Origin of the sequence: Hafnia alvei (genome assembly GCF_900095695.1) — a bacterium.
Classification (GTDB): domain Bacteria; phylum Pseudomonadota; class Gammaproteobacteria; order Enterobacterales; family Enterobacteriaceae; genus Hafnia; species Hafnia alvei_B.
Map to the genome: position 1 here is coordinate 22,052 of NZ_FMIQ01000031.1, position 21,504 is coordinate 43,555.

The 21,504-nt window shown below is 50.3% G+C and carries 16 protein-coding genes; 8 read left to right on the plus strand and 8 right to left on the minus strand.

Going from position 1 to position 21,504, the window contains the following annotated elements; all coding sequences use genetic code 11:
• Nucleotides 1-65: 65 nt before the first annotated feature.
• From nagE to BN1044_RS09075, 5 genes are all read left to right on the plus strand, one after another.
• The gene (gene nagE / locus BN1044_RS09055) at nt 66-2,102 is read left to right on the plus strand and encodes an N-acetylglucosamine-specific PTS transporter subunit IIBC (RefSeq protein ID WP_175421598.1); all 2,037 of its coding nucleotides are present in this window, start codon (nt 66-68) and stop codon (nt 2,100-2,102) included.
• Between the two features lie 266 nt (nt 2,103-2,368).
• A complete protein-coding gene (gene glnS, locus BN1044_RS09060; protein WP_072308402.1) occupies nt 2,369-4,036 on the plus strand; it encodes a glutamine--tRNA ligase in 1,668 nt (555 codons plus the stop codon).
• A 677-nt stretch (nt 4,037-4,713) separates the two neighbouring features.
• Nucleotides 4,714-6,099 (plus strand): chitoporin ChiP, encoded by a 1,386-nt coding sequence (gene chiP / locus BN1044_RS09065; RefSeq protein WP_040045685.1) that lies wholly within the window; start codon nt 4,714-4,716, stop codon nt 6,097-6,099.
• 57 nt (nt 6,100-6,156) lie between these two features.
• Nucleotides 6,157-6,486, plus strand: coding sequence for a ChiQ/YbfN family lipoprotein (gene chiQ / locus BN1044_RS09070; RefSeq protein ID WP_072308403.1), 330 nt, complete (start codon nt 6,157-6,159; stop codon nt 6,484-6,486).
• A gap of 19 nt (nt 6,487-6,505) precedes the next feature.
• Nucleotides 6,506-9,178: a beta-N-acetylhexosaminidase gene (locus tag BN1044_RS09075; protein WP_072308404.1), complete on the plus strand. Its 2,673-nt coding sequence runs from the start codon at nt 6,506-6,508 to the stop codon at nt 9,176-9,178.
• 265 nt (nt 9,179-9,443) lie between these two features.
• Here the strand turns inward: BN1044_RS09075 and fur are convergent, their stop codons facing one another.
• The 4 genes from fur to ybfF all read right to left on the minus strand — a co-directional run bounded on the left by fur (nt 9,444) and on the right by ybfF (nt 12,167).
• Nucleotides 9,444-9,893 (minus strand): ferric iron uptake transcriptional regulator, encoded by a 450-nt coding sequence (fur, locus tag BN1044_RS09080; protein WP_072308405.1) that lies wholly within the window; start codon nt 9,891-9,893, stop codon nt 9,444-9,446.
• Between the two features lie 319 nt (nt 9,894-10,212).
• The gene (gene fldA, locus BN1044_RS09085) at nt 10,213-10,740 is read right to left on the minus strand and encodes a flavodoxin FldA (protein WP_025800679.1); all 528 of its coding nucleotides are present in this window, start codon (nt 10,738-10,740) and stop codon (nt 10,213-10,215) included.
• 121 nt (nt 10,741-10,861) lie between these two features.
• Entirely contained in the window at nt 10,862-11,137 is a 276-nt protein-coding gene (ybfE, locus tag BN1044_RS09090) for a LexA regulated protein (RefSeq protein WP_025800680.1), read from the minus strand.
• Between the two features lie 259 nt (nt 11,138-11,396).
• A complete protein-coding gene (gene ybfF, locus BN1044_RS09095) occupies nt 11,397-12,167 on the minus strand; it encodes an esterase (RefSeq protein WP_072308406.1) in 771 nt (256 codons plus the stop codon).
• A 275-nt stretch (nt 12,168-12,442) separates the two neighbouring features.
• On the opposite strand from ybfF, the gene seqA reads away from it, so the two are divergent.
• From seqA to BN1044_RS09110, 3 genes are all read left to right on the plus strand, one after another.
• On the plus strand, nt 12,443-12,982 hold the full coding sequence (gene seqA, locus BN1044_RS09100) for a replication initiation negative regulator SeqA (protein WP_072308407.1): 540 nt from the start codon (nt 12,443-12,445) through the stop codon (nt 12,980-12,982).
• A gap of 83 nt (nt 12,983-13,065) precedes the next feature.
• Entirely contained in the window at nt 13,066-14,712 is a 1,647-nt protein-coding gene (gene pgm, locus BN1044_RS09105; RefSeq protein WP_072308408.1) for a phosphoglucomutase (alpha-D-glucose-1,6-bisphosphate-dependent), read from the plus strand.
• Nucleotides 14,713-14,839: 127 nt separating this feature from the next.
• On the plus strand, nt 14,840-15,178 hold the full coding sequence (locus tag BN1044_RS09110; RefSeq protein WP_072308409.1) for a DUF3861 domain-containing protein: 339 nt from the start codon (nt 14,840-14,842) through the stop codon (nt 15,176-15,178).
• Between the two features lie 3 nt (nt 15,179-15,181).
• Here BN1044_RS09110 and kdpE read toward each other — a convergent pair whose 3' ends face one another.
• From kdpE to kdpB, 4 genes are all read right to left on the minus strand, one after another.
• On the minus strand, nt 15,182-15,871 hold the full coding sequence (kdpE, locus tag BN1044_RS09115; RefSeq protein ID WP_072308436.1) for a two-component system response regulator KdpE: 690 nt from the start codon (nt 15,869-15,871) through the stop codon (nt 15,182-15,184).
• Between the two features lie 31 nt (nt 15,872-15,902).
• Nucleotides 15,903-18,608 (minus strand): two-component system sensor histidine kinase KdpD, encoded by a 2,706-nt coding sequence (gene kdpD / locus BN1044_RS09120; protein ID WP_072308410.1) that lies wholly within the window; start codon nt 18,606-18,608, stop codon nt 15,903-15,905.
• Between the two features lie 30 nt (nt 18,609-18,638).
• Nucleotides 18,639-19,235, minus strand: a complete 597-nt coding sequence (gene kdpC, locus BN1044_RS09125; RefSeq protein ID WP_072308411.1) for a potassium-transporting ATPase subunit KdpC — start codon at nt 19,233-19,235, stop codon at nt 18,639-18,641.
• Nucleotides 19,236-19,432: 197 nt separating this feature from the next.
• Nucleotides 19,433-21,499 carry a potassium-transporting ATPase subunit KdpB gene (gene kdpB, locus BN1044_RS09130; protein ID WP_072308412.1) on the minus strand — a complete coding sequence of 689 codons (2,067 nt, stop codon included), beginning with the start codon at nt 21,497-21,499 and terminating at the stop codon, nt 19,433-19,435.
• Nucleotides 21,500-21,504: the final 5 nt, after the last annotated feature.

Genomic DNA, 21,504 nt, shown 5'->3' on the forward strand with positions numbered 1-21,504 from the left:
GTCAGTTATGACGTGACCATGAGCAGTGCCAATTCGAGCAATGACGGGTCCACAAGGGGGAAATGGTGAGTATTTTAGGTTATCTGCAAAAAGTCGGCCGTGCGCTGATGGTACCGGTGGCGACGCTACCGGCTGCCGCGATATTAATGGGTGTCGGTTATTGGATCGACCCGGTAGGTTGGGGGGGCGCTAATGCGTTAGCGGCCTTCTTCATCAAGTCGGGCTCTGCCATTATCGACAACATGTCCGTACTGTTTGCGATCGGTGTCGCTTACGGTATGTCTAAAGATAAAGACGGCGCTGCCGCATTAACTGGCTTTGTTGGCTTCTTGGTATTGACTACGCTGTGCTCTCCAGCCGCGGTAGCCATGATCCAGAAAATCCCTGCGGATCAGGTTCCAGCTGCATTCGGTAAGATTAACAACCAGTTCGTCGGTATCTTGGTTGGTATTATCTCTGCTGAACTGTACAACCGCTTCAGCGGCGTTGAGTTGCCGAAGGCGCTGTCCTTCTTCAGCGGCCGTCGTCTGGTGCCAATTTTGACCTCTTTCGTCATGATTCTGGTGGCGTTTATCCTGATGTACATCTGGCCGTTAATCTTCGACGGACTGGTGAACTTCGGTGAACACATTCAGAAAATGGGCTCTGTCGGCGCAGGTATCTACGCGTTCTTCAACCGTTTGCTGATCCCTGTTGGTCTGCATCATGCTCTGAACTCCGTATTCTGGTTTGACGTTGCGGGTATTAACGACATTCCTAACTTCTTGGGTGGCGCACAGTCTATCGAAGCGGGCAAAGCCGTTGTTGGTATCACTGGCCGCTATCAGGCTGGTTTCTTCCCAATCATGATGTTTGGTTTACCGGGTGCTGCGCTGGCGATTTACCATTGCGCACGTCCAGAAAACAAAGCCAAAGTGGCCGGTATCATGATGGCCGCTGCGTTTGCAGCCTTCTTCACCGGTATCACCGAACCGTTGGAATTCTCCTTCATGTTCGTTGCGCCAGTGCTGTATGTTCTGCATGCATTCCTGACCGGTATTTCCGTATTCATCGCAGCTTCTATGCACTGGATTGCGGGCTTCGGCTTCAGCGCCGGTCTGGTGGATATGGTGCTGTCTTCACGTAACCCATTGGCAACTCACTGGTACATGCTGATCCCTCAGGGTCTGGTGTTCTTCGTGATTTACTACGTGGTGTTCCGTTTCACTATCACCAAATTCAACCTGCTGACCCCTGGCCGTGAACTGGCTACTGACGCTGACGAAAGCGCTGATGGCTACGATCTGGATCTGGACAATGCGAAAGGCGGTAACGAAACGGCAAATCTGGCACGCAACTACATTGCCGCGGTTGGTGGCTCTGCCAATATCACCGGTATCGATGCATGTATCACGCGTCTGCGTCTGAGTGTTAAAGACTCTGCTATCGTCAACGACAGTTTGGCTAAACGTCTGGGTGCTTCAGGTGTTATTCGCCTGAACAAACAGAGCGTACAGGTCATCGTGGGTACACGTGCTGAAGCAATCGCGACCGCAATGCGTGGCGTGATGGCATCGGGTCCAATTGAAGCCGCTGTTGCTCATGCTGCGCCTGCAGCAGCTGAAGTGAAAGCACAGGCAACGCCAAACGCTGCTGCGGTGGTTAAAGCGACGCTGGTTTCTCCAATCACCGGTGAAGTGGTGGCGTTGGATCAGGTTCCTGACGAAGCGTTCGCCAGCAAAGCCGTGGGCGACGGTGTGGCGGTTCGCCCAACGGATAAAACCGTGGTTTCCCCAGCACGTGGCACTATTGTTAAGATCTTCAACACCAACCATGCGTTCTGTTTAGAAACGGATGAAGGCGCAGAAATCGTTGTTCATATGGGCATCGACACCGTGGCGTTGAATGGTCAAGGCTTCAAACGTCTGGTTGAAGAGGGTGCAGAAGTGAAAGCAGGTCAGCCAATTCTAGAAATGGATTTGGAATATCTGAACGCCAATGCACGCTCAATGATTAGCCCTGTTGTTGTCAGCAACATCGATGATTTCGGTGGTCTGAAAGCGCTGGCTGCGGGTCATGTCGTGGCGGGTGAAACCAAGCTGTATGACATCACTGCAAAATAAGAGCTTTGCAAAATAACTTGCTGATGAACGGTTAGCTGATTTATCAGAAACTGTTTTAAGCAAGCAGAACGGAGAAGGGGTGACCTTTCTCCGTTTTTTTGTTTTTAGCGTCCGCTGATATACAGTGTCACTTAGCAGATCTGTCATCTTTTGACATAACCATGGAAAAAACGCCGTGATAATGGCAACAAACGGTTGTTTCCCGCCACAGGTTGTAAGATCATTACTGGTTATGAGTCGCGTTTTTAGGCATAGAGGAATAGAAAATGAGTGAGGCTGAAGCCCGCCCAAGTAACTTTATCCGTCAGATCATCGATGAAGATCTGGCCTCAGGTAAACATAATTCAGTTCATACCCGTTTTCCGCCAGAGCCAAATGGCTACCTGCATATTGGCCACGCCAAATCCATTTGCCTGAACTTTGGCATTGCCAAAGACTATCAAGGCCAGTGCAATCTGCGCTTTGATGACACCAACCCGGTGAAAGAAGACATTGAATACGTTGAGTCAATTAAACGCGACGTACAGTGGCTAGGTTTTGAGTGGAGCGGCGCGGTGCGTTACTCCTCTGATTACTTCGATCAGCTGCACCAGTACGCCGTTGAGCTGATTAGCAAGGGGCTGGCTTATGTTGATGAGCTTACTCCTGAGCAGATCCGTGAATATCGCGGGACCCTGACATCTCCGGGCAAAAATAGCCCGTATCGCGACCGTAGCGTCGAAGAGAATCTGGCACTGTTCGAAAAAATGCGTAACGGCGAATTCGCCGAAGGCACTGCGTGCCTACGCGCCAAAATTGATATGGCGTCTCCGTTTATCGTGATGCGCGATCCGGTTCTGTACCGTATTAAATTTGCTGAACATCACCAGACCGGCAACAAATGGTGCATCTACCCGATGTACGATTTCACCCACTGCATTTCCGATGCGCTGGAAGGGATCACGCATTCACTGTGTACGCTGGAGTTCCAAGACAACCGCCGTCTATACGACTGGGTTTTGGATAACATCACCATTCCAACCCATCCGCGTCAGTACGAGTTCTCTCGTCTGAATCTCGAATATGCCATTATGTCTAAGCGTAAGCTGAACCAGCTGGTGACCGAGAAAATTGTGGAAGGTTGGGACGACCCACGTATGCCAACGATTTCTGGCCTGCGTCGTCGCGGATATACTGCAGCTTCTATCCGCGAATTCTGCCTGCGTATTGGCGTGACCAAGCAAGACAACAACGTTGAAATGGCTGCGTTGGAATCCTGCGTGCGTGATGACCTAAATGAAATCGCACCGCGTGCGATGGCGGTTCTGGATCCGGTCAAAGTGGTTATTGAAAACATGTCTGCGGATAGCGTAGAAATGCTGGCGATGCCAAACCATCCGAACAAGCCAGAAATGGGCAAACGCGAAGTGCCGTTTAGCAACGAGATCTATATCGATCGTGCCGATTTCCGCGAAGAAGCCAACAAACAATACAAGCGCTTAGTCTTGGGCAAAGAAGTTCGCCTGCGTAATGCCTATGTGATTAAAGCCGAGCGCGTTGAGAAAGACGCTGATGGCGAAATCACTACCATTTACTGCACCTACGATGCGGATACTTTGAGCAAAGATCCTGCTGATGGTCGCAAAGTGAAAGGCGTTATTCACTGGGTTTCTGCAAACCACGCAGTGCCTGCTGAATTCCATCTGTACGATCGCTTGTTCAGCGTTGCAAACCCAGGAGCGGCGGAAGACTTCCTGTCTACCATCAACCCTGAGTCGTTGGTTATCCGCAAAGGTTTTGTTGAACCAAGCCTTGGTGTAGCGACTCCAGAAGTCACCTATCAGTTTGAACGTGAAGGTTATTTCTGCGCTGACTGCCGCTATTCCGCGCCAGACCATTTAGTGTTTAACCGCACTGTGGGTCTGCGCGATACGTGGGCAAAAGTGGGTGCATAACCCAAGTTAGTCATCATTAAAAAGCCGCTTACGTTGTAAGTAGTACTGGTCATTTAAGCCTGATTTTAGGGGAAGTACACCGATGGGATCGTAGCGGCGTAAGCCGCCGGAGCGCCCCGCGGTGTGCTAGCCCCGTGTATCTCGATTTCTTAAACGATCCGCATTACTTATGCCGTAAGTGGCTTTTTTTATCTGTCTTCAATCGTCCCCCTTTCTAATTTAAATCCTAATTGTAAATAGTTTAGTAACTCGATGTTATTTCTCGAGGTGTATAAACGCCCTCTGAATATTTGTTTAACGAATTAATTAATTGCCACAGATTTACCTCGGCATAAAAATGGTTATCCCTTCAGCGTCTGTTTTCTAAGCATTCTCACCTGAGCTTACAATGAAATTACAAATATAATGCTGTTTTTAAAGGGTATTTTAATATTCCCCCAGCAAAAGTGTGTCACATGTAACAAAACATTAAAATATGTGCACTCGGTCAAGAATTGGCACAATTGTTTTACTTTTCATTTGATAATTCGCGTCGCGAAAAATAGTCTAAGACGGTAGATGAGCAATTGAGTTATTCACTCTACTACGAATTAATTTTTCCCCATTTTAGGGGTTTTGCGTCCTAGACCGGTGAACGTCGAGGGTCGCGTTTTTCAAAGTCAAAGAGGATCGATTTTATGGTTACGCATCGTTTGAAGCGCAACGCGCTAACGCTCGCCATAACTGGGGTGTTGTTGGGTAGTGGTTTTTATGCAATGCCAGAAGCTAAGGCTGAAGGCTTTGTTGATGATTCAACGCTGACAGGTGGTGTTTACTACTGGCAACGTGAGCGTGACCGTAAAGATGTCACCACTGGAAACTACGAGACCAACCTTAATCATTCCACGTGGAACGCCAATCTAGATTTCTCATCCGGCTATGCAGCCGACATGTTTGGTATTGATGTTGCCGCATTTACCGCAATCGAAATGGCAGAGAACCATGATAGCGGACATCCAAACGAAATTGCCTTCTCCTCGAAAAACAAAGGCTACGACGAAGACTACTCGGGTGATAAGAGTGGCATAAGCCTGTACAAAGCTGCTGCGAAATTTAAGTACGGCCCAGTCTGGGCGCGTGCCGGCTACATTCAGCCAACAGGCCAAACTTTACTGGCGCCACACTGGAGCTTTATGCCTGGTACTTATCAAGGTGCTGAGGCCGGTGCAAACTTTGACTACGGTGATGCAGGAGCGCTGAGCTTCTCCTACATGTGGACCGACAAATATAAAGCGCCATGGCATACCGAAGTTGATGGTTTCTATCAAAACGACAAAAAAACCGGCGTTTCTTATCTGCACTCATTAGGCGCCAAGTATGATTTCAAAAATGATTTCATACTGGAAGCGGCCTTTGGTCAGGCTGAAGGTTATGTCGATCAATACTTTGCTAAAGGTTCCTACAAGTTTGATGTCGCGGGTAACCCGATGACAACCAGCTACCAATTCTATGGCACGCGCGACCGCGTACATGACGGCGGCGTGAACGATCTTTACGACGGTACCGCATGGTTACAAGCGCTGACTCTGGGCTACAAAGTGGGGCAGTTCGACTTCCGCTTGGAAGGTACTTACGTCAAAGCTGAAGGTAATCAAGGCTACTTCTTACAGCGTATGACTCCAACCTACGCATCTTCAAACGGACGTTTGGATATTTGGTGGGATAACCGTTCTGACTTTAACGCCAACGGCGAAAAAGCCATTTTCGGCGGCGTGATGTACGACCTGAGCAAGTGGGATATGCCGGGCTTCGCCATCGGCGGTTCTTATGTTTACGCATGGGATGCTAAACCAAGCACCGATCCTCAGTACGATCAAAGTCAGCGCGTGAAAGAAAGCGCCTACAGTCTGGATGCGATGTACACCATTCAGGACGGTCGTGCGAAAGGCACGCTGTTCAAACTGCACTTCACTCAGTACGACAACCATTCAGACAACCCAAGCTGGGGCGGCGGTTATGGCAACATGTTCCAAGACGAACGTGATGTTAAGTTCATCGTAATCGCGCCGTTCACCATTTTCTAAGCCAAAGACTCGGCGTGTTTTGCTAAACATGCCGAGTCACTTTGACGGGATCAAAAAATGAAAAAAATTCTATTGGTTGTCGCTGCCGTTGTTGGGTTAAGTGCCTGTGTACAGCAATCTACTGCACCTCAAGAAGATGCAAAATTAAAGCAAGCCTATAGCAACTGCATTAATACCGCTGAAGGCAATCCAGATAAAATCTCAGCCTGTCAGTCAGTGCTAGAAGTGTTGAAACAAAGTAAGCCGCATCAGGCCTTTGCCGAAAAGGAAAGCGTGCGCGTATTTGATTACCAAAATTGTATTCAGGCAGCTAAAACCGGAGCTGGAGATAACTACCAGCAGGCCTGTGGCAAAGTTTGGCAGGAAATTCGCAGCAACAATAACTGATTAAGGACGGGGCTTTAGGATGAGCAAATTTAAATTGAACACGTTGGCCGTTGCCGTTTCTGCACTGGGCATGCTCGGTTTTTCCGCAGCAAGTCAGGCAGATCAGCAAATCGTTGACCAACTGAGTCAGTTAAAAGTTAACGTGAAAGTCACCGACAACCGCGCGGCAGAGAACGGCGTAGATTGTGCCGCGCTGGGCGCTGATTGGGCGTCGTGTAATCAATCCGTTATTACGCTAACCAGCGATAGCGATATTAAAGGCAACGACTGGGCGATCTATTTCCATAACCCACGTCAGGTTCTGGACGTGAAAAGCGATCAGTTCAAAATTACCTTTGTGACCGGTGATCTGCATAAGATTGAACCAACCGATAAGTTTAAAGGATTTACCGCTGGTCAATCGGTAGAAATTCCTCTAATTGGTGAATACTGGCAGTTGTTTGAAAGTGACATTATGCCTCGTTGGTACGTCACTTCTCAGGATGCTAAACCTAAGGTGATTGCCAGCACCGATACGGAAGATCTGCGCCAGTTTGTGACGCCGTTTGCGGGCGATCTGTGGAAGCGTACCAAAGACGATAAAAACGTTCTGATGGTGCCTGAAACTCGCTTCGACAAAAACGCTGATGTGAAAGAGCTGCCAGCACAGAGCCTGCGTGGCCAAATTATGCCAACGCCGATGGAAGTGAAAATCCATCAGCAGGACGTTGACCTCAGCAAAGGCGTAGCGCTCGATCTTACCGTTCTGAACAGCGCCACGGCAGAAGCCGCGCAGCAGCGTTTCGCGCTGTTAGGTGTGAAAAGCGATGCCAAAGGCTATCCAATCAAAACGGCGATTGCGGTTAATCACTTCAAAGGCGATTTAGCGGTGCCGGGGGCTTACGAGCTGAAGATCGGGCCGAAGGGCGCAGAAGTTATTGGTTACGATCAGGCTGGCGTATTCTACGGCTTACAGTCCATCCTTTCGCTGGTGCCAAGCGATGGCAGCATGAAGATTGCAACCTTAGATGCGAAAGACGCGCCGCGTTTCCAATACCGTGGCATCTTCTTGGACATCGGGCGTAACTTCCATTCCAAAGAAGCAGTACACCGTCTGCTAGACCAGATGGCGGCGTACAAGATGAACAAATTCCACTTCCATCTGACCGATGATGAAGGCTGGCGCATTGAGATCCCAGGTCTGCCAGAGCTTATCGATGTGGGCTCAAAACGCTGCCACGATCTGAGCGAAAAAGAGTGCCTGCTGCCGCAGCTAGGTTCGGGGCCTGATGCTAACAACAATGGCACTGGCCATCTGACTCGCGCCGAATATATCGATATCGTTAAATATGCTCAGGCGCGTCAGATTGAAGTGATCCCTGAAATCGATATGCCTGCACATGCCCGTGCAGCCGTGGTTTCGATGGAAGCGCGCTATGACAAATTGAAAGCCGCCGGTGACGAAAAGGGGGCGAATGAATTCCGTTTGGTTGATCCAACGGATACCTCAAATACCACCTCCGTACAGTTCTACGATCGTAAGAGCTATTTGAATCCATGCTTAGATTCCTCTAAGCGCTTTGTCGATAAAGTGATTGGCGAAGTGGCGCAGATGCACAAAGAAGCGGGGCAGCCGTTAACCACGTGGCACTTCGGCGGTGATGAAGCTAAAAACATCCGCTTAGGGCCGGGTTATCAGGATAAAAATGGCAAGATTGAGCCGGGTAAAGGCATTATCGATCAGAGCAAAGAAGATAAACCATGGGCGCAGTCTCAGGTTTGTCAGACCCTAATTAAGAGCGGCAAAGTGGAAGATATGGAACATCTGCCAAGCCACTTTGCGATTGAAGTCAGCCAGATCGTCAATAAGCATGGCATTGAAAAAATGCAGGCGTGGCAGGATGGTCTGAAAGATGCCAAAGACGCGAAGGCATTTGCCACCAAACGTGTAGGTGTTAACTTCTGGGATACGCTCTATTGGGGCGGTTTTGATACTGTCAACGACTGGGCGAACAAAGGCTACGAAGTGACGGTTTCTAACCCAGACTACGTCTACATGGACTTCCCGTATGAGGTGAATCCACAGGAAAATGGCTACTACTGGGGCACTCGCTTTAACGATGAGCGTAAAATCTTCAGCTTCGCGCCAGACAACATGCCACAGAATGCGGAAACTTCCGTAGACCGTGACGGCAACTTCTTTACCGCGAAAAGCGATAAGCCATGGCCGGGTGTTTATGGACTCTCAGCGCAGCTGTGGAGTGAAACCACGCGCACCGACGAAATGATGGAGTATAAAATCTATCCTCGCGTGATGACGGTAGCGGAACGCGGATGGCATCGCGCGGGCTGGGAGCAAGACTACAAAGCGGGCCGCGAATATAAAGGCGGAGAAACCAATCTGGTAGACAAAAAATCTCTGCTGAGTGATTGGCAGCGTTTTGCAAACCTGATGGGGCAGCGTGAGCTGGCGAAAATGGATAAAGCCGGTGTGGAATATCGCCTGCCGGTTCCTGGAGCAAAAGTTGTGGGCGGGAAACTGGAAGCCAACATTGCGCTACCAGGGCTGGGGATTGAATACTCGGTAGACGGTGGCAAGCAGTGGCAGCGTTATGATGCTAAAGCCCAGCCGACCGTTTCTGGCGACGTTCAAATTCGTTCAGTGAGCCCAGATGGCAAACGCTATAGCCGCGTAGAACCGGTACAGGCGTGATATCCAAATAGGTAAGCTAGCTATTTCCTACCCCGGTGGGGTAGGGAATAGCGCAATAACGTTTTTATGCAGTGGTTTTTAATACCGTTTCATCATCATCATTATTGTTGTCATGGTTTTTGCCGAAGCCATATGAGTGACTGAGTTATTTAGCCCCCAGCCTGAGGGGCTTTTTTTGTCTATTATTTGGTGAGAAAACGAATATTGCGGATTTCAGGAAATAAAAAAAGCGACCCTCAGGTCGCCTCATTACACTCGCGTATTCTTACTCTCTGCCATCGTGCAGACTTTCGTCTTCGCGGCAATCACCCGCAGCGCAGTGACCATAAAGATACAGGCTGTGGTTGGTCAGCTGGATACCGTATTTTTTAGCAATTTCGTGCTGACGTTTTTCAATGGAGTCATCACTAAACTCAATCACTTTACCGCAGTCTAAGCAGATCAGATGATCGTGGTGATGCTGCTGAGTCAGCTCAAATACGGATTTTCCGCCTTCAAAATTGTGACGAGTTACAATTCCAGCGTCGTCGAACTGGTTCAGTACACGGTAAACGGTGGCTAAGCCGATTTCTTCACCCATATCGATCAGCTTCTTATACAGATCTTCTGCGCTGACGTGGTGGCAAGTTGGATCTTGCAGAACTTCCAGAATCTTAAGACGCGGAAGCGTGACTTTAAGTCCAGCCTTCTTTAAAGCAGTGTTGTTATCTGTCATTCGGATTCTGTCCCGTTACTTAGTTCGAAGACGTTTAGGATAGTCTGCATTTGCTGCCAGCGTTGCCTGAATTGTCACCGAACTGAAAATATAATTGAGATTCATTATAAAGCTGATGGCGGTAAATGGAAACCGCAGTGTGTTAACAACTTGGGCGGAAGTACAGGGTGGAAATAAAACGTAACACACTGACAAATATGTAACTCTGCTGGTGGCGGGTGCTAGAGCGGGAAAAATGAGTTACATAGATGTTGCAAATTGCTTTTGCCAATCGTTGAAATACCCGCTGGCTTATGCAGTCAGCGGGCACAATTTCATATTAGCCAGCCAGTTCAGCCAAGCTCATCTCTTCGGAGATTTGTTTCACCCACGCATCAACACGCGTTGCGGTGAGTTCAGGCTGGCGATCTTCGTCAATAGCCAAACCGACGAAGGTTTTGTCATCAACCAGCGCTTTAGACGCTTCAAAATGGTAACCCGCCGTTGGCCAGTGGCCGACGATGGTCGCGCCGCGTGGCTCGATCAAGTCACGGATGGTGCCCATTGCGTCGCAGAAGTACTCTGCATAGTCTTCTTGGTCGCCGCAGCCGAACAGAGCAACCAGTTTACCGTTGAAGTCGATCTCTTCCAGAGAAGGGAAGAAATCATCCCAGTCACACTGAGCTTCGCCGTAATACCACGTTGGGATGCCAAGCAGAAGAATATCGAATGCCTCGATGTCTTCTTTGCTGCTTTTGGCAATGTCATGAACTTCAGCAACGTCTTTTCCGAGTTGCTTTTGGATCATCTTAGCGATGTTTTCCGTGTTGCCCGTGTCGCTGCCAAAGAAAATGCCTACGATTGCCATGTCGCGTTTATACCTTTTATATCAAATAATTAAACTAGAATCTTTAGAAAGACCAGTACGTACTTTACGCACTATAGCACTTTAAACCGTATCGATTTGTCGTCATTGTGTGCTGGTGGCGTTAAGATTTTAAAATCTGATTGAGCAAAATTTGTTCAATCAATTCACTGCGGCTAATGTTTTGTTCTTGAGCCAAACGATTCAGCATTTCAACCGCTTCTTCGTTAATTTTTAGCTCGACGCGACGCAGCCCTTTCACTTTATCGCGGCGCAGTTGGTTGCGTTTGTTAATTCTTAGCTGTTCATCCCGAGATAACGGGTTGGTTTTCGGGCGACCCGGACGACGTTCATCTGCGAACAGATCCAGAGTCGTGCGGTCCGTTTGTTCTTTGGCCATATCAGGTAGCGGTACTACAAGGAGAATTTTGAATCTGCGTAACGAATCAGATCATGATTAACATACTAGGGCCATTCACCCTTTACCGGCACTATCCTTGAACAGCAAAACTGCCTGCCAGAATAATAGCGCGCCATAATACCCCAGCGCCCCCAGCCGCGACAATCCTTAATCTTACTTACCTCACTGATGAACGGTGATTTTTTCTACAGTGTGGTTATGCTGAGGGGGAGAAGACAACAAAAGTAAGCCGTTTAGCTTATTCATCGCTATCCAGAAAACGGTGCAGCGTGCGTAGCACCAATTCGGGCTTTTCCGCATGCAGCCAGTGGCCAGTACCGGCAATCACGTGGGCTTTGGCATGAGGAAACTGACGTGTGATGGCGGCGCGATGAATATCTTGTATATAAGGCGATGAGCCGCCTTTGATAAACATTGCGGGGCCTTGGTAAGGCGTCACGTCTTGCCAGCCCACGATATTTTCGTATTGATCCCACAGCACGGGCACATTAAATAGCCACTCGCCGTCCTGAAAAGACTTCAGCAAAAACTGTATCACGCCTTCTTCTTGGATATAGCCGCGCATGATTTCAGCGGCCTCTTGGCGGCGCGTCACCTGCGCAGCCGTTACCGCATTAATAGCAGTAAAAATCGTATCGTGACGACGAACTTGATAATCAACGGGTGCAATGTCCAGCAAGGCAAGGCGACGAATACGGTCGGGGGCAAGTGCGGCCAGCGTCATGGCGGCTTTTCCGCCCATTGAATGCCCAATGACATCCAACTGAGGCAAAGAAAGATCGTCAATCAGCGCCAGTAAATCTTCGGCCATCGCGGCATAATCCATGCGCTCTGAGCGAGGTGAGTGTCCATGATTGCGCATATCCACCTGAATGACACGTCGATCGCTGCGCAAGTCTCGTCCTAATATACCTAGATTATCCAAGCTGCCGAATAACCCGTGGATCAGTAATGCCGGTGGAAACTGGGCTTGCTGGGTTGGAATATGTTCGCGGTAGTTGAGTTTCATATCGTTAAGTCTATTCGTGGTGTCTATTCGCGGAATCCATGTGCTAAACATGCGGCAATGGAGTGCGAAGAATCTTATGTTGTAACAAATAGGTTACCACGACTAAGCATGATTGTTAGTCACCGAGTATTATCCAGCAAAATTTAAGGGTATTCTTTCCATAAGTTTGGGAAAAAACTCACTGAATTGATCAGAGCATCGGGTTTACGCTATCCGCATGAGGCGTTTGACTTTATAATCCTGCTGATTAAGTCGTAAACCTGTATTGGATAATGATGAAAACTATTGAAGTCGACGAGGAGCTGTACCGCTACATTGCAAGCCACACGCAAAGTATCGGTGAGAGTGCTTCTGACATATTGCGCCGCCTGCTGAAAGTCTCCGAACATAAAGCGACTACTGCTCCGGCAGTAACACCGACCGTTATCGCTGCGCCAGTGGCTGCTCCGGTAACTGCCCGTCCGGTAGACCGCGTTCGTACCATGCGTGAATTGCTGCTGTCTGATGAATATGCAGAGCAGAACAAAGCGGTAAATCGCTTTATGCTGGTACTTTCAACGCTTTACTCTATTGATAATCAGGGATTTGCCGCTGCGACGGAATCCTTGCATGGCCGCACGCGTGTCTATTTCGCCGGCGACCAGCAAACGCTGTTGCAAAACGGCACGCATACCAAGCCTAAACACGTCGCGGGCACGCCTTACTGGGTGATCACCAATACCAACACCGATCGCAAGCGCAGCATGATTGAACACATCATGCAGGCGATGCAGTTCCCCGCTGAACTGATTGAAAAGGTCTGTGGGACCATCTAATTCAAGAACTGCCTAATCGCAAGCCTTGGCAACGCGATTAGGCACTCAACCATACAAGCGTAATAGCGTAGGGAGTAGTGACCATGGCAAATCACCCCCGTGCCGGGCAGCCTGCCCAGCAGAGCGATTTGATCAACGTGGCTCAACTGGTTTCTCAATACTATGTATTGACGCCGGAAGTGGGTAACACGTCGCATGCGGTAAAATTCGGGACCTCAGGTCACCGTGGCAGCGCCCAGCGCCATAGCTTTAACGAAGCGCACATTTTAGCTATTGCCCAAGCAATTGTTGAAGTGCGTAAAGCCAATGGCATCGAAGGCCCCTGTATCGTGGGTAAAGATACGCATGGGTTGTCTGAACCTGCGTTTATCAGCGTGCTAGAAGTTCTGACGGCAAACGGCGTGGACGTCGTGGTACAGCAGGATAATGGTTTCACCCCAACGCCTGCGGTTTCTCACGCTATTCTGACTCACAACAGCAATAAGAATGCGGTATTGGCCGACGGTATCGTCATCACGCCTTCGCACAATCCGCCTGAAGATGGCGGTATCAAATACAATCCGCCAAATGGTGGACCGGCAGATACCGATCTTACCAAGGTGATTGAACAGCGCGCCAACGAACTGTTAAGCCTTAACTTGCAGGGTGTGAAGCGTCAAACGCTCGATGCAGCTTGGAAAAGCGGCTTGGTGCACGCTAAAGATCTGGTACAGCCTTATATTGAAGGTTTGGTTGATATCGTTGATATGCAAGCCATTCAGCGCTCTGGCCTGCATTTAGGCGTCGATCCATTGGGCGGTTCCGGCATTGAGTATTGGCAGCGCATTGGTGAACATTACAAACTTGATCTGACCTTGGTGAACGATCACGTTGATCCATCATTCCGCTTCATGCACTTAGACCACGATGGCGTGATCCGTATGGATTGCTCATCGGAAAGCGCAATGGCGGGATTGCTGGCGCTGCGAGATCAGTTTGATTTAGCGTTCGCTAACGACCCAGACTACGATCGCCACGGTATCGTCACGCCTTCAGGCCTGATGAATCCGAATCACTACTTAGCCGTAGCTATTAATTATCTGTTCCAGCATCGCCCACAGTGGGGCGCTGATGTTGCCGTAGGTAAAACGCTGGTATCCAGCGCCATGATTGACCGCGTCGTCAATGACTTAGGTCGCAAACTGGTGGAAGTTCCTGTCGGCTTTAAGTGGTTTGTTGATGGCCTGTTTGACGGCAGCTTTGGTTTTGGTGGCGAAGAGAGCGCAGGCGCTTCCTTCCTGCGCTTTAACGGTACGCCGTGGTCAACAGACAAAGACGGCATCATTATGTGCCTGCTTGCCGCTGAGATCACTGCCGTTACCGGTGAAAACCCACAGCAGCATTACAATAAGCTGGCGGAACGTTTTGGTGCGCCAAGTTATAACCGTATTCAGGCACCGGCTACGCATGCGCAGAAAGATGCGCTGTCTAAGCTCTCTCCTGAGATGGTTAAAGCTGACAAACTGGCGGGCGATCCAATTACCGCTCGTTTGACCAAGGCTCCGGGCAACAACGCCTCTATCGGCGGGCTGAAAGTGATGACCGACAACGGCTGGTTTGCTGCTCGTCCATCTGGCACAGAAGAAGCCTACAAAATTTACTGCGAAAGTTTCTTAGGCGCTGAACATCGCCTGCGAATCGAGAAAGAAGCGGTGGATATTGTGAGCGCTGTGCTCGCCAGCGCCAAATAAGCGAGTTCTTCAGAAATTCTAAAAGCGCCTTTAACGGCGCTTTTTTTATGCCGCAAAAAGTGAAGCTCAACCTGCTCGAATATGATAAAAGTTATCATTATCAAAAAATATTCGAAGAGGGAATACCATGTCTGGATATCGCTACCGCATCACCGTAGAGCCGATTGCCGATCGTAAAGGCGATCCGATTGATAAAGCGCCAATCAGCTTTGAAGTTGAAAATCATGATGAGATTCTATCTATCGTCGAAAGGCTGGGGGCAAGGGACGATTTGCCATTCACCGGTGATAAATCGAAGGCCTTTGCCGTTGGTTTAAAACTGTTTTCAGAATCACTGCTGGAGAACCGTAAACATCCGCTGTTTGACGATCTGCGTGATTCATTCCGCGCTTTTATGATGACTTTAAAAGGTATCAAGCGCGGTGAGAGTGCCGACGAAGCAAAAGAAGAACAAAAAGAAGGTTAAAAATTACAGCATAAACCGGTAACCAACGCCGGTTTCAGTCAGTAAGTGCTTGGGGCGTGCTGGTTCAGCCTCGAGTTTTTGCCGTAAATGCCCCATATAGATCCGCAGATAATGGCTGTGCTCAACGTAGTTTGGCCCCCAAACCGTACTAAGCAGCTGGCGCTGTGTGAGCACTTTTCCTGCATTGGCGATAAGTTCGGTTAGCAAACGAAACTCCAACGGTGTGAGATGCAAATCCTCACCGGCTCGAGTGACTCGGCGGTTAATCAAATCCACCTCAACGTCTGAGAATTGAATTAGCGGGCTTTCCTGATTTTGCTGAGCATGGCGGCGCAAAGAGACGCGCACGCGGGCCAATAATTCCGCTACGCCAAAGGGTTTACTTAGATAATCATCGGCTCCGGCATCTAGCGCCAGCACCTTGTCCGACTCCTCGCTGCGCGCAGAAAGCACAATCACCGGAATTGAACTCCACTGGCGCAAATCGCGGATAAAATCTAGGCCATCGCCATCCGGTAAGCCTAAGTCGAGAATAATCAGATCTGGTTTTCGCGTTCCCGCCTCGATCAGACCACGCTGCAATGTATCGGCGTCGAAAACCCGCCAGCCCTCATTCTCAAGCGCAGAACGGACAAAGCGGCGGATCTCTTTTTCATCTTCAACGATGAGCACATTTATCGGGGTTTGATTCACGTTATCTCTCTGTTTCGCCGCTCTCTGTTTTTCAAGAACTTGGATGATCAAGTTCATCCTCAATATCAGGCGGTGCTTCTAGCGGTAGGGTAAAGTGGAAACAGGCCCCGCCTTGAGCAATATTTTCTGCCCATATTTTACCACCGTGTACTTCTATAATGGCACGACAAATGGCTAAGCCCAAACCGACCCCAGGAATCGCTGACTCTTTATCGCCGCGGGTAAACTTATTGAATATCAGCAGTAGCTGTTCGGCGGGAATACCGTTGCCGCGATCTTCAATTTCTACTTCTAACCAATCTTCTGAGGCTTTTGCCCGAATCGCCAACGGTGATTCCAGTCCGGCATATTTGCCCGCGTTTTCTAACAGATTTTGTATCACGCGCTCAATCAAGCTGCCGTCGCAGTTCACTAAGGGGAGATCTGCCGGTAAATCAATCGTCAGCGGATGCGAATTCAGCATCGGTTCTAACGTATTAATTGCACTGCCGACGATTTCCTCCAGCGATTGCCACTCTTTACGCAGGTTAAATCCGCCGGACTGAATACGTGCCATATCCAGTAAATTATTGACCAGCCGCGTGGTGTTGAGGATCTGCTGGCGGATTTGATTGGCCTGTTGGGCATGCGGCGATTTTTCAGCGGCCAGATCGAGCGTTAAAATTTCAGCCTGACCAAACAACACGGTGAGCGGGGTACGCAGATCGTGCGAAAGAGCGGCTAACAGCGAGTTTCTGAGCTGTTCGCGCTCGGTGTCCATACGTGCGCTCGCCGCCGTTTGGGCCAGATGTAAACGCTCAAGCGCGCTAGCAATCATCACCGCATAAGTTTGTAACAGACGCTGCTGTTCAGGCACCATCAATTGGCGCATGTTCATGGGTTCGATGGCTAAAACGCCAAAGGTCTGCTGTGAGGTGCTCAGGGGCAGTAGTTGATAAGGAACACCGGGTAGCGTATCGGTACCTGCCCCTGCGGGTTGCTGCTTATCGAAGCACCAATGTGCAATAGCAAAATCAACGCCCGACACACCTTCCTGTGGCGGTGTCACCTGAACCAACGGCGTATCATCGCTGGGAATTAATACTGATGTCCGTGCGTTGAAACTGCTGTTAAGAAAATAGCTGCCGCTGCGAGCGATATCTTCATTGGTAATTGCATTACTCAGGGCTTTGGACAGTTCATACATATGGCGCGCGCGCTGCTCGCGATAACGCGCCACTCGCGCCTGATAGCGCACACCTGCGGTCAGATTACCAATCACGATCCCGACGGTTAGCATCACACCAAAGGTCACGAGATATTGAACGTCGGTAACGGCGAACGACCACTGAGGTTGGATGAAAAAAAGATCGAAACTGGCAACGCTAACCACGGCGGAAAGTACGGAAGGCCAGCGGCCATAAAACAGCGCCACGATCACTACCCCCAGCAGATAGACCATCACGATATTAGCCTGATCGAAGTTGGGGAAAATCATTCTTGCCAGTAGCGTAATCAGCGCACATAGGGCAATGGCAACCAGACACCCGCGAATTTGCATCCGCCACTTTTCGCTGAAAGAGCGACTATCGGACTCTTTGCTGGCGGTGCGAGGTTTGTCTTCAACGGCGACGATAATTAAATCGAGATCCGGCCCGAGTTTAGCCAGCCTGTCAGCAAAACTTTCATGCCACCACCAACGCCGCTCTTTCTTATTGCGCCTGCCAATAATAATTTTGCCGAGATTATGCTCACGGGCGTAGCGCAGAATGGCTTTTTCTTCATTGGGATCGGATAGCGTGGTGGTTTCTGCGCCTAATTCTTGTGCCAGCTTAACGCTGCGTAAAATCGCCCGCCGCTGATTTTCCGGTAATCGATGCAGGCGCGGTGTTTCCACATAAACTGCGTGCCAGATGCAGCCAAGACGAGCCGCCAGCCTAGACGCTGTGCGGATAAGTTTGTCGTTATCGACGTTGTGGCCAATACACAGCAAAATGGCATCACGGGTATGCCAAACGCGTTCTTTATCTTGGCTATTACGAAACTCGCGCATTTGCTCATCAACGCGGTCTGCGGTACGACGCAGCGCCAATTCGCGTAAGGCAATCAAATTTCCTTTACGGAAAAAGTGCTCGATGGCGCGTTCTGCCTGCCCAGGAATATAGACTTTCCCTTCGTTTAGGCGCTGGCGTAAATCGTCCGGTGGTAAGTCCACCAGCACGATTTCGCTGGCATCATCGAAGATGCGGTCAGGCACGGTTTCGCGCACGCGAATTCCGGTTACGGAACCAACCACGTCGTTAAGACTTTCAAGGTGCTGAACGTTAACGGTAGTAAGCACGTCAATGCCCGCATCCAGCAGTTCCTCGACGTCTTGCCAGCGTTTAGGATGGCGCGAACCGGCGGCGTTGCTGTGCGCTAGCTCATCCATCAGGATTAGCGCAGGGTGGCGAGCCAGCGCCTGATCGAGAGCAAACTCTCGCACTTGACGACCGCGATGATGAATTCGCTTGAGGGGTAAGATATCCAGCCCCTCAAGCTGTGCAGCGGTCTCCGCACGGCCATGGGTTTCCACTACGCCGACCAGAACGTCTAAGCCTTGGGCACGAAGGCGCTGCGCTTCTTGCAGCATCGCGTAGGTTTTTCCAACGCCAGCGCAGGCGCCGAAAAAGACTTTTAGTTTTCCGCGTGGCTTTTCGCAAACCTGAGCCAGCAAGGTATCTGGATCGGGGCGGCGCAGCTCTTCATCGTCTAGCATGTCGTTCTCTTTATGATCGCGCTGGTGGCGTTATAAATGCGTGTTAGATGCATTGTGGGGCAATAATGCATCCAGTGCCATGTTCAGTTCTAATACGTTAACCACCGGCTGACCAATAAACTGTGGCAGGCTATATTGGGTGTTAGAGGCAATCAGTTTTTCAACGCTGGCCTGTGGCAAATTGCGCACTTTAGCGATGCGTGCAGCCTGATAATAGGCCGCTTGCGGCGAGATATGAGGATCCAAGCCACTGGCTGAGCTGGTCATTAGATCGACCGGAATAGCCATCGGCGCCGAAGGATCTGCTTGGCGTAATAGCGCAGCGCGCTCTTGCAAATTTTTATCCAACTGTGGGTTAGACGCTGCCAAATTGCTGCCGCCGGAAGCCTGTGGATTATAGGCCGCGTCAGCGGTCGCGGATGGACGATCCCAAAAGTATTTTGGTTGAGTAAAGTTTTGGCCAATCAAACGTGAACCCACGATGACGCCATCGTGTTCAATCAACGATCCTTCGGCCTGAGAGTGAAACATCACCTGCGCTAACCCTGTGGTTAGCAACGGGTAGGCAATACCGGTGATGGCGGTCAAAATCAGCATCATCATCATAGAGGGACGTAGTAGCGACATTATTCATTCCTTAAAACATTCTGTACTTCATATGCTTAGCTAAGAATATCTTCAGCAAACAATAGAACTTTCTGAAGCCTGATTTTAGGGGAAGTACACCGATGGGGTCGTAGCGGCGAAGCCGCCGGAGCGCCCCGCGGTGTGCTAGCCCCGTGTATCTCGATCTTATAAACGGCTGGCGTTAACTCATGAGCGTATTAAGCCAAGCCACAAACGGTCAGCAACATATCGATCAATTTGATCCCGACAAACGGCACCAACAGCCCGCCTGCACCATAGAGCCATAAATTTCGGCGCAACAGTGCGCTGGCGCTTAGCGGTTTATAGCTCACGCCTTTCAGCGCCAGCGGGATCAAGAACACAATGATCAACGCGTTGAAAATGACCGCTGACATAATGGCCGACGCCGGCGACGTTAGGTGCATGACGTTGAGCGCATTCAGCTGAGGATAAGTGGCTGCAAAGGCTGCTGGAATAATGGCGAAATATTTCGCCACGTCATTGGCGATACTGAAGGTAGTCAGTGAACCACGCGTCATCAGCATCTGTTTGCCGATATGCACCACTTCAATCAACTTGGTTGGGTTAGAGTCTAAATCAACCATGTTGCCCGCTTCTTTAGCGGCCTGTGTGCCTGAGTTCATGGCGACCGCAACGTCGGCTTGGGCCAGCGCTGGCGCATCGTTGGTACCGTCGCCGGTCATGGCCACTAAGCGACCTTCAGCTTGATACTGACGGATCAGCGCCAATTTGGCTTCGGGCGTAGCTTCCGCCAGAAAATCATCCACGCCAGCTTCGGCAGCGATAGCCGCAGCGGTTAAGCGGTTATCACCGGTAATCATGACCGTTTTGATACCCATGCGGCGTAGCTCAGAGAATCGCTCTTTGATGCCGCCTTTGACGATATCTTTCAGCGCCACCACGCCAAGAATCCGGCCATCTTCTGCCACCACCAGCGGTGTGCCGCCGGTGCGTGCAACGCTTTCCACGCGTTCATCAACCGCACGTGGGAAGTGGCCTTGGTTAGATTCAACGTGGCGGCGTATTGCGTCCACTGAACCTTTGCGGATCATTCTTCCCTGCACGTTAACGCCGCTCATGCGGGTTTGGGCCGAGAAGGGCACAAAGGTTGCGCCTAGGCTCGCTAAATCACGTTCGCGCAGATTGAAACGCTGCTTAGCCAGCACCACAATGCTGCGGCCTTCAGGTGTTTCATCGGCTAGCGAAGCGAGCTGTGCCGCGCTGGCGAGCTCTTCCTCACTCACGCCGGGGACAGGCAAGAATTCGGTCGCCTGACGATTGCCCAGCGTGATAGTGCCCGTTTTGTCCAATAGCAACACATCGACGTCACCGGCGGCTTCCACGGCGCGCCCGCTGGTGGCAATGACGTTTGCGCCTAGCATGCGGCTCATCCCCGCCACGCCAATGGCTGACAGTAAGCCACCAATGGTGGTTGGGATTAAACAGACCAGCAGGGCGACTAGCACGGTAATCGTCACCGGAACCCCAACGTGGCCGGCCTGCGCGCTAAACAGCGAGAAGGGGTAAAGCGTTGCCGTAGCCAGTAAAAACACCAGCGTTAAGGCAATAAGCAAAATGGTTAGCGCGATTTCGTTAGGGGTTTTACGCCGCTTCGCGCCCTCAACCATCGCAATCATGCGGTCGAGGAAGGTTTCTCCAGGATTAACGGTGCATTGGATCACCAGCCAATCTGACAGAATACGCGTGCCACCGGTAACGGAAGAAAAGTCACCGCCCGATTCGCGAATGACCGGTGCTGATTCGCCGGTAATCGCGCTTTCGTCAACCGAGGCGCCACCTTCTAACACTTCACCGTCACAGGGAATGGTGTCACCGGCTTCAACCAGCACAACATCGCCTTTGCGCAGAGAATCAGCAGATACTTTTTCTTGCTGCGAATCATGTTGCGGTGAGGCCAGTTTTTTAGCCCAGCTAGTTTTTTTCACCCCTTTCAGGCTTTCGGCCTGCGCTTTGCTGCGCCCTTCGGCCAGAGCTTCGGCAAAGTTAGCAAACAGAACCGTGAACCAAAGCCAAACAGCCACGCTTCCAGTAAATGCGGCGCTGCCGTCACTTTGCCCGCTGAGGATGGAGATCCAGATTATGGTGGTGAGAATGCTGCCCAAATACACCACGAACATCACCGGATTGCGCCACTGCACGCGAGGATAGAGTTTTTTAACAGCATCTTTGATAGCGGTACGGACCAGTTTTGGTTCGAACAACGCGCGTTGTTTACGAGTCATTATTT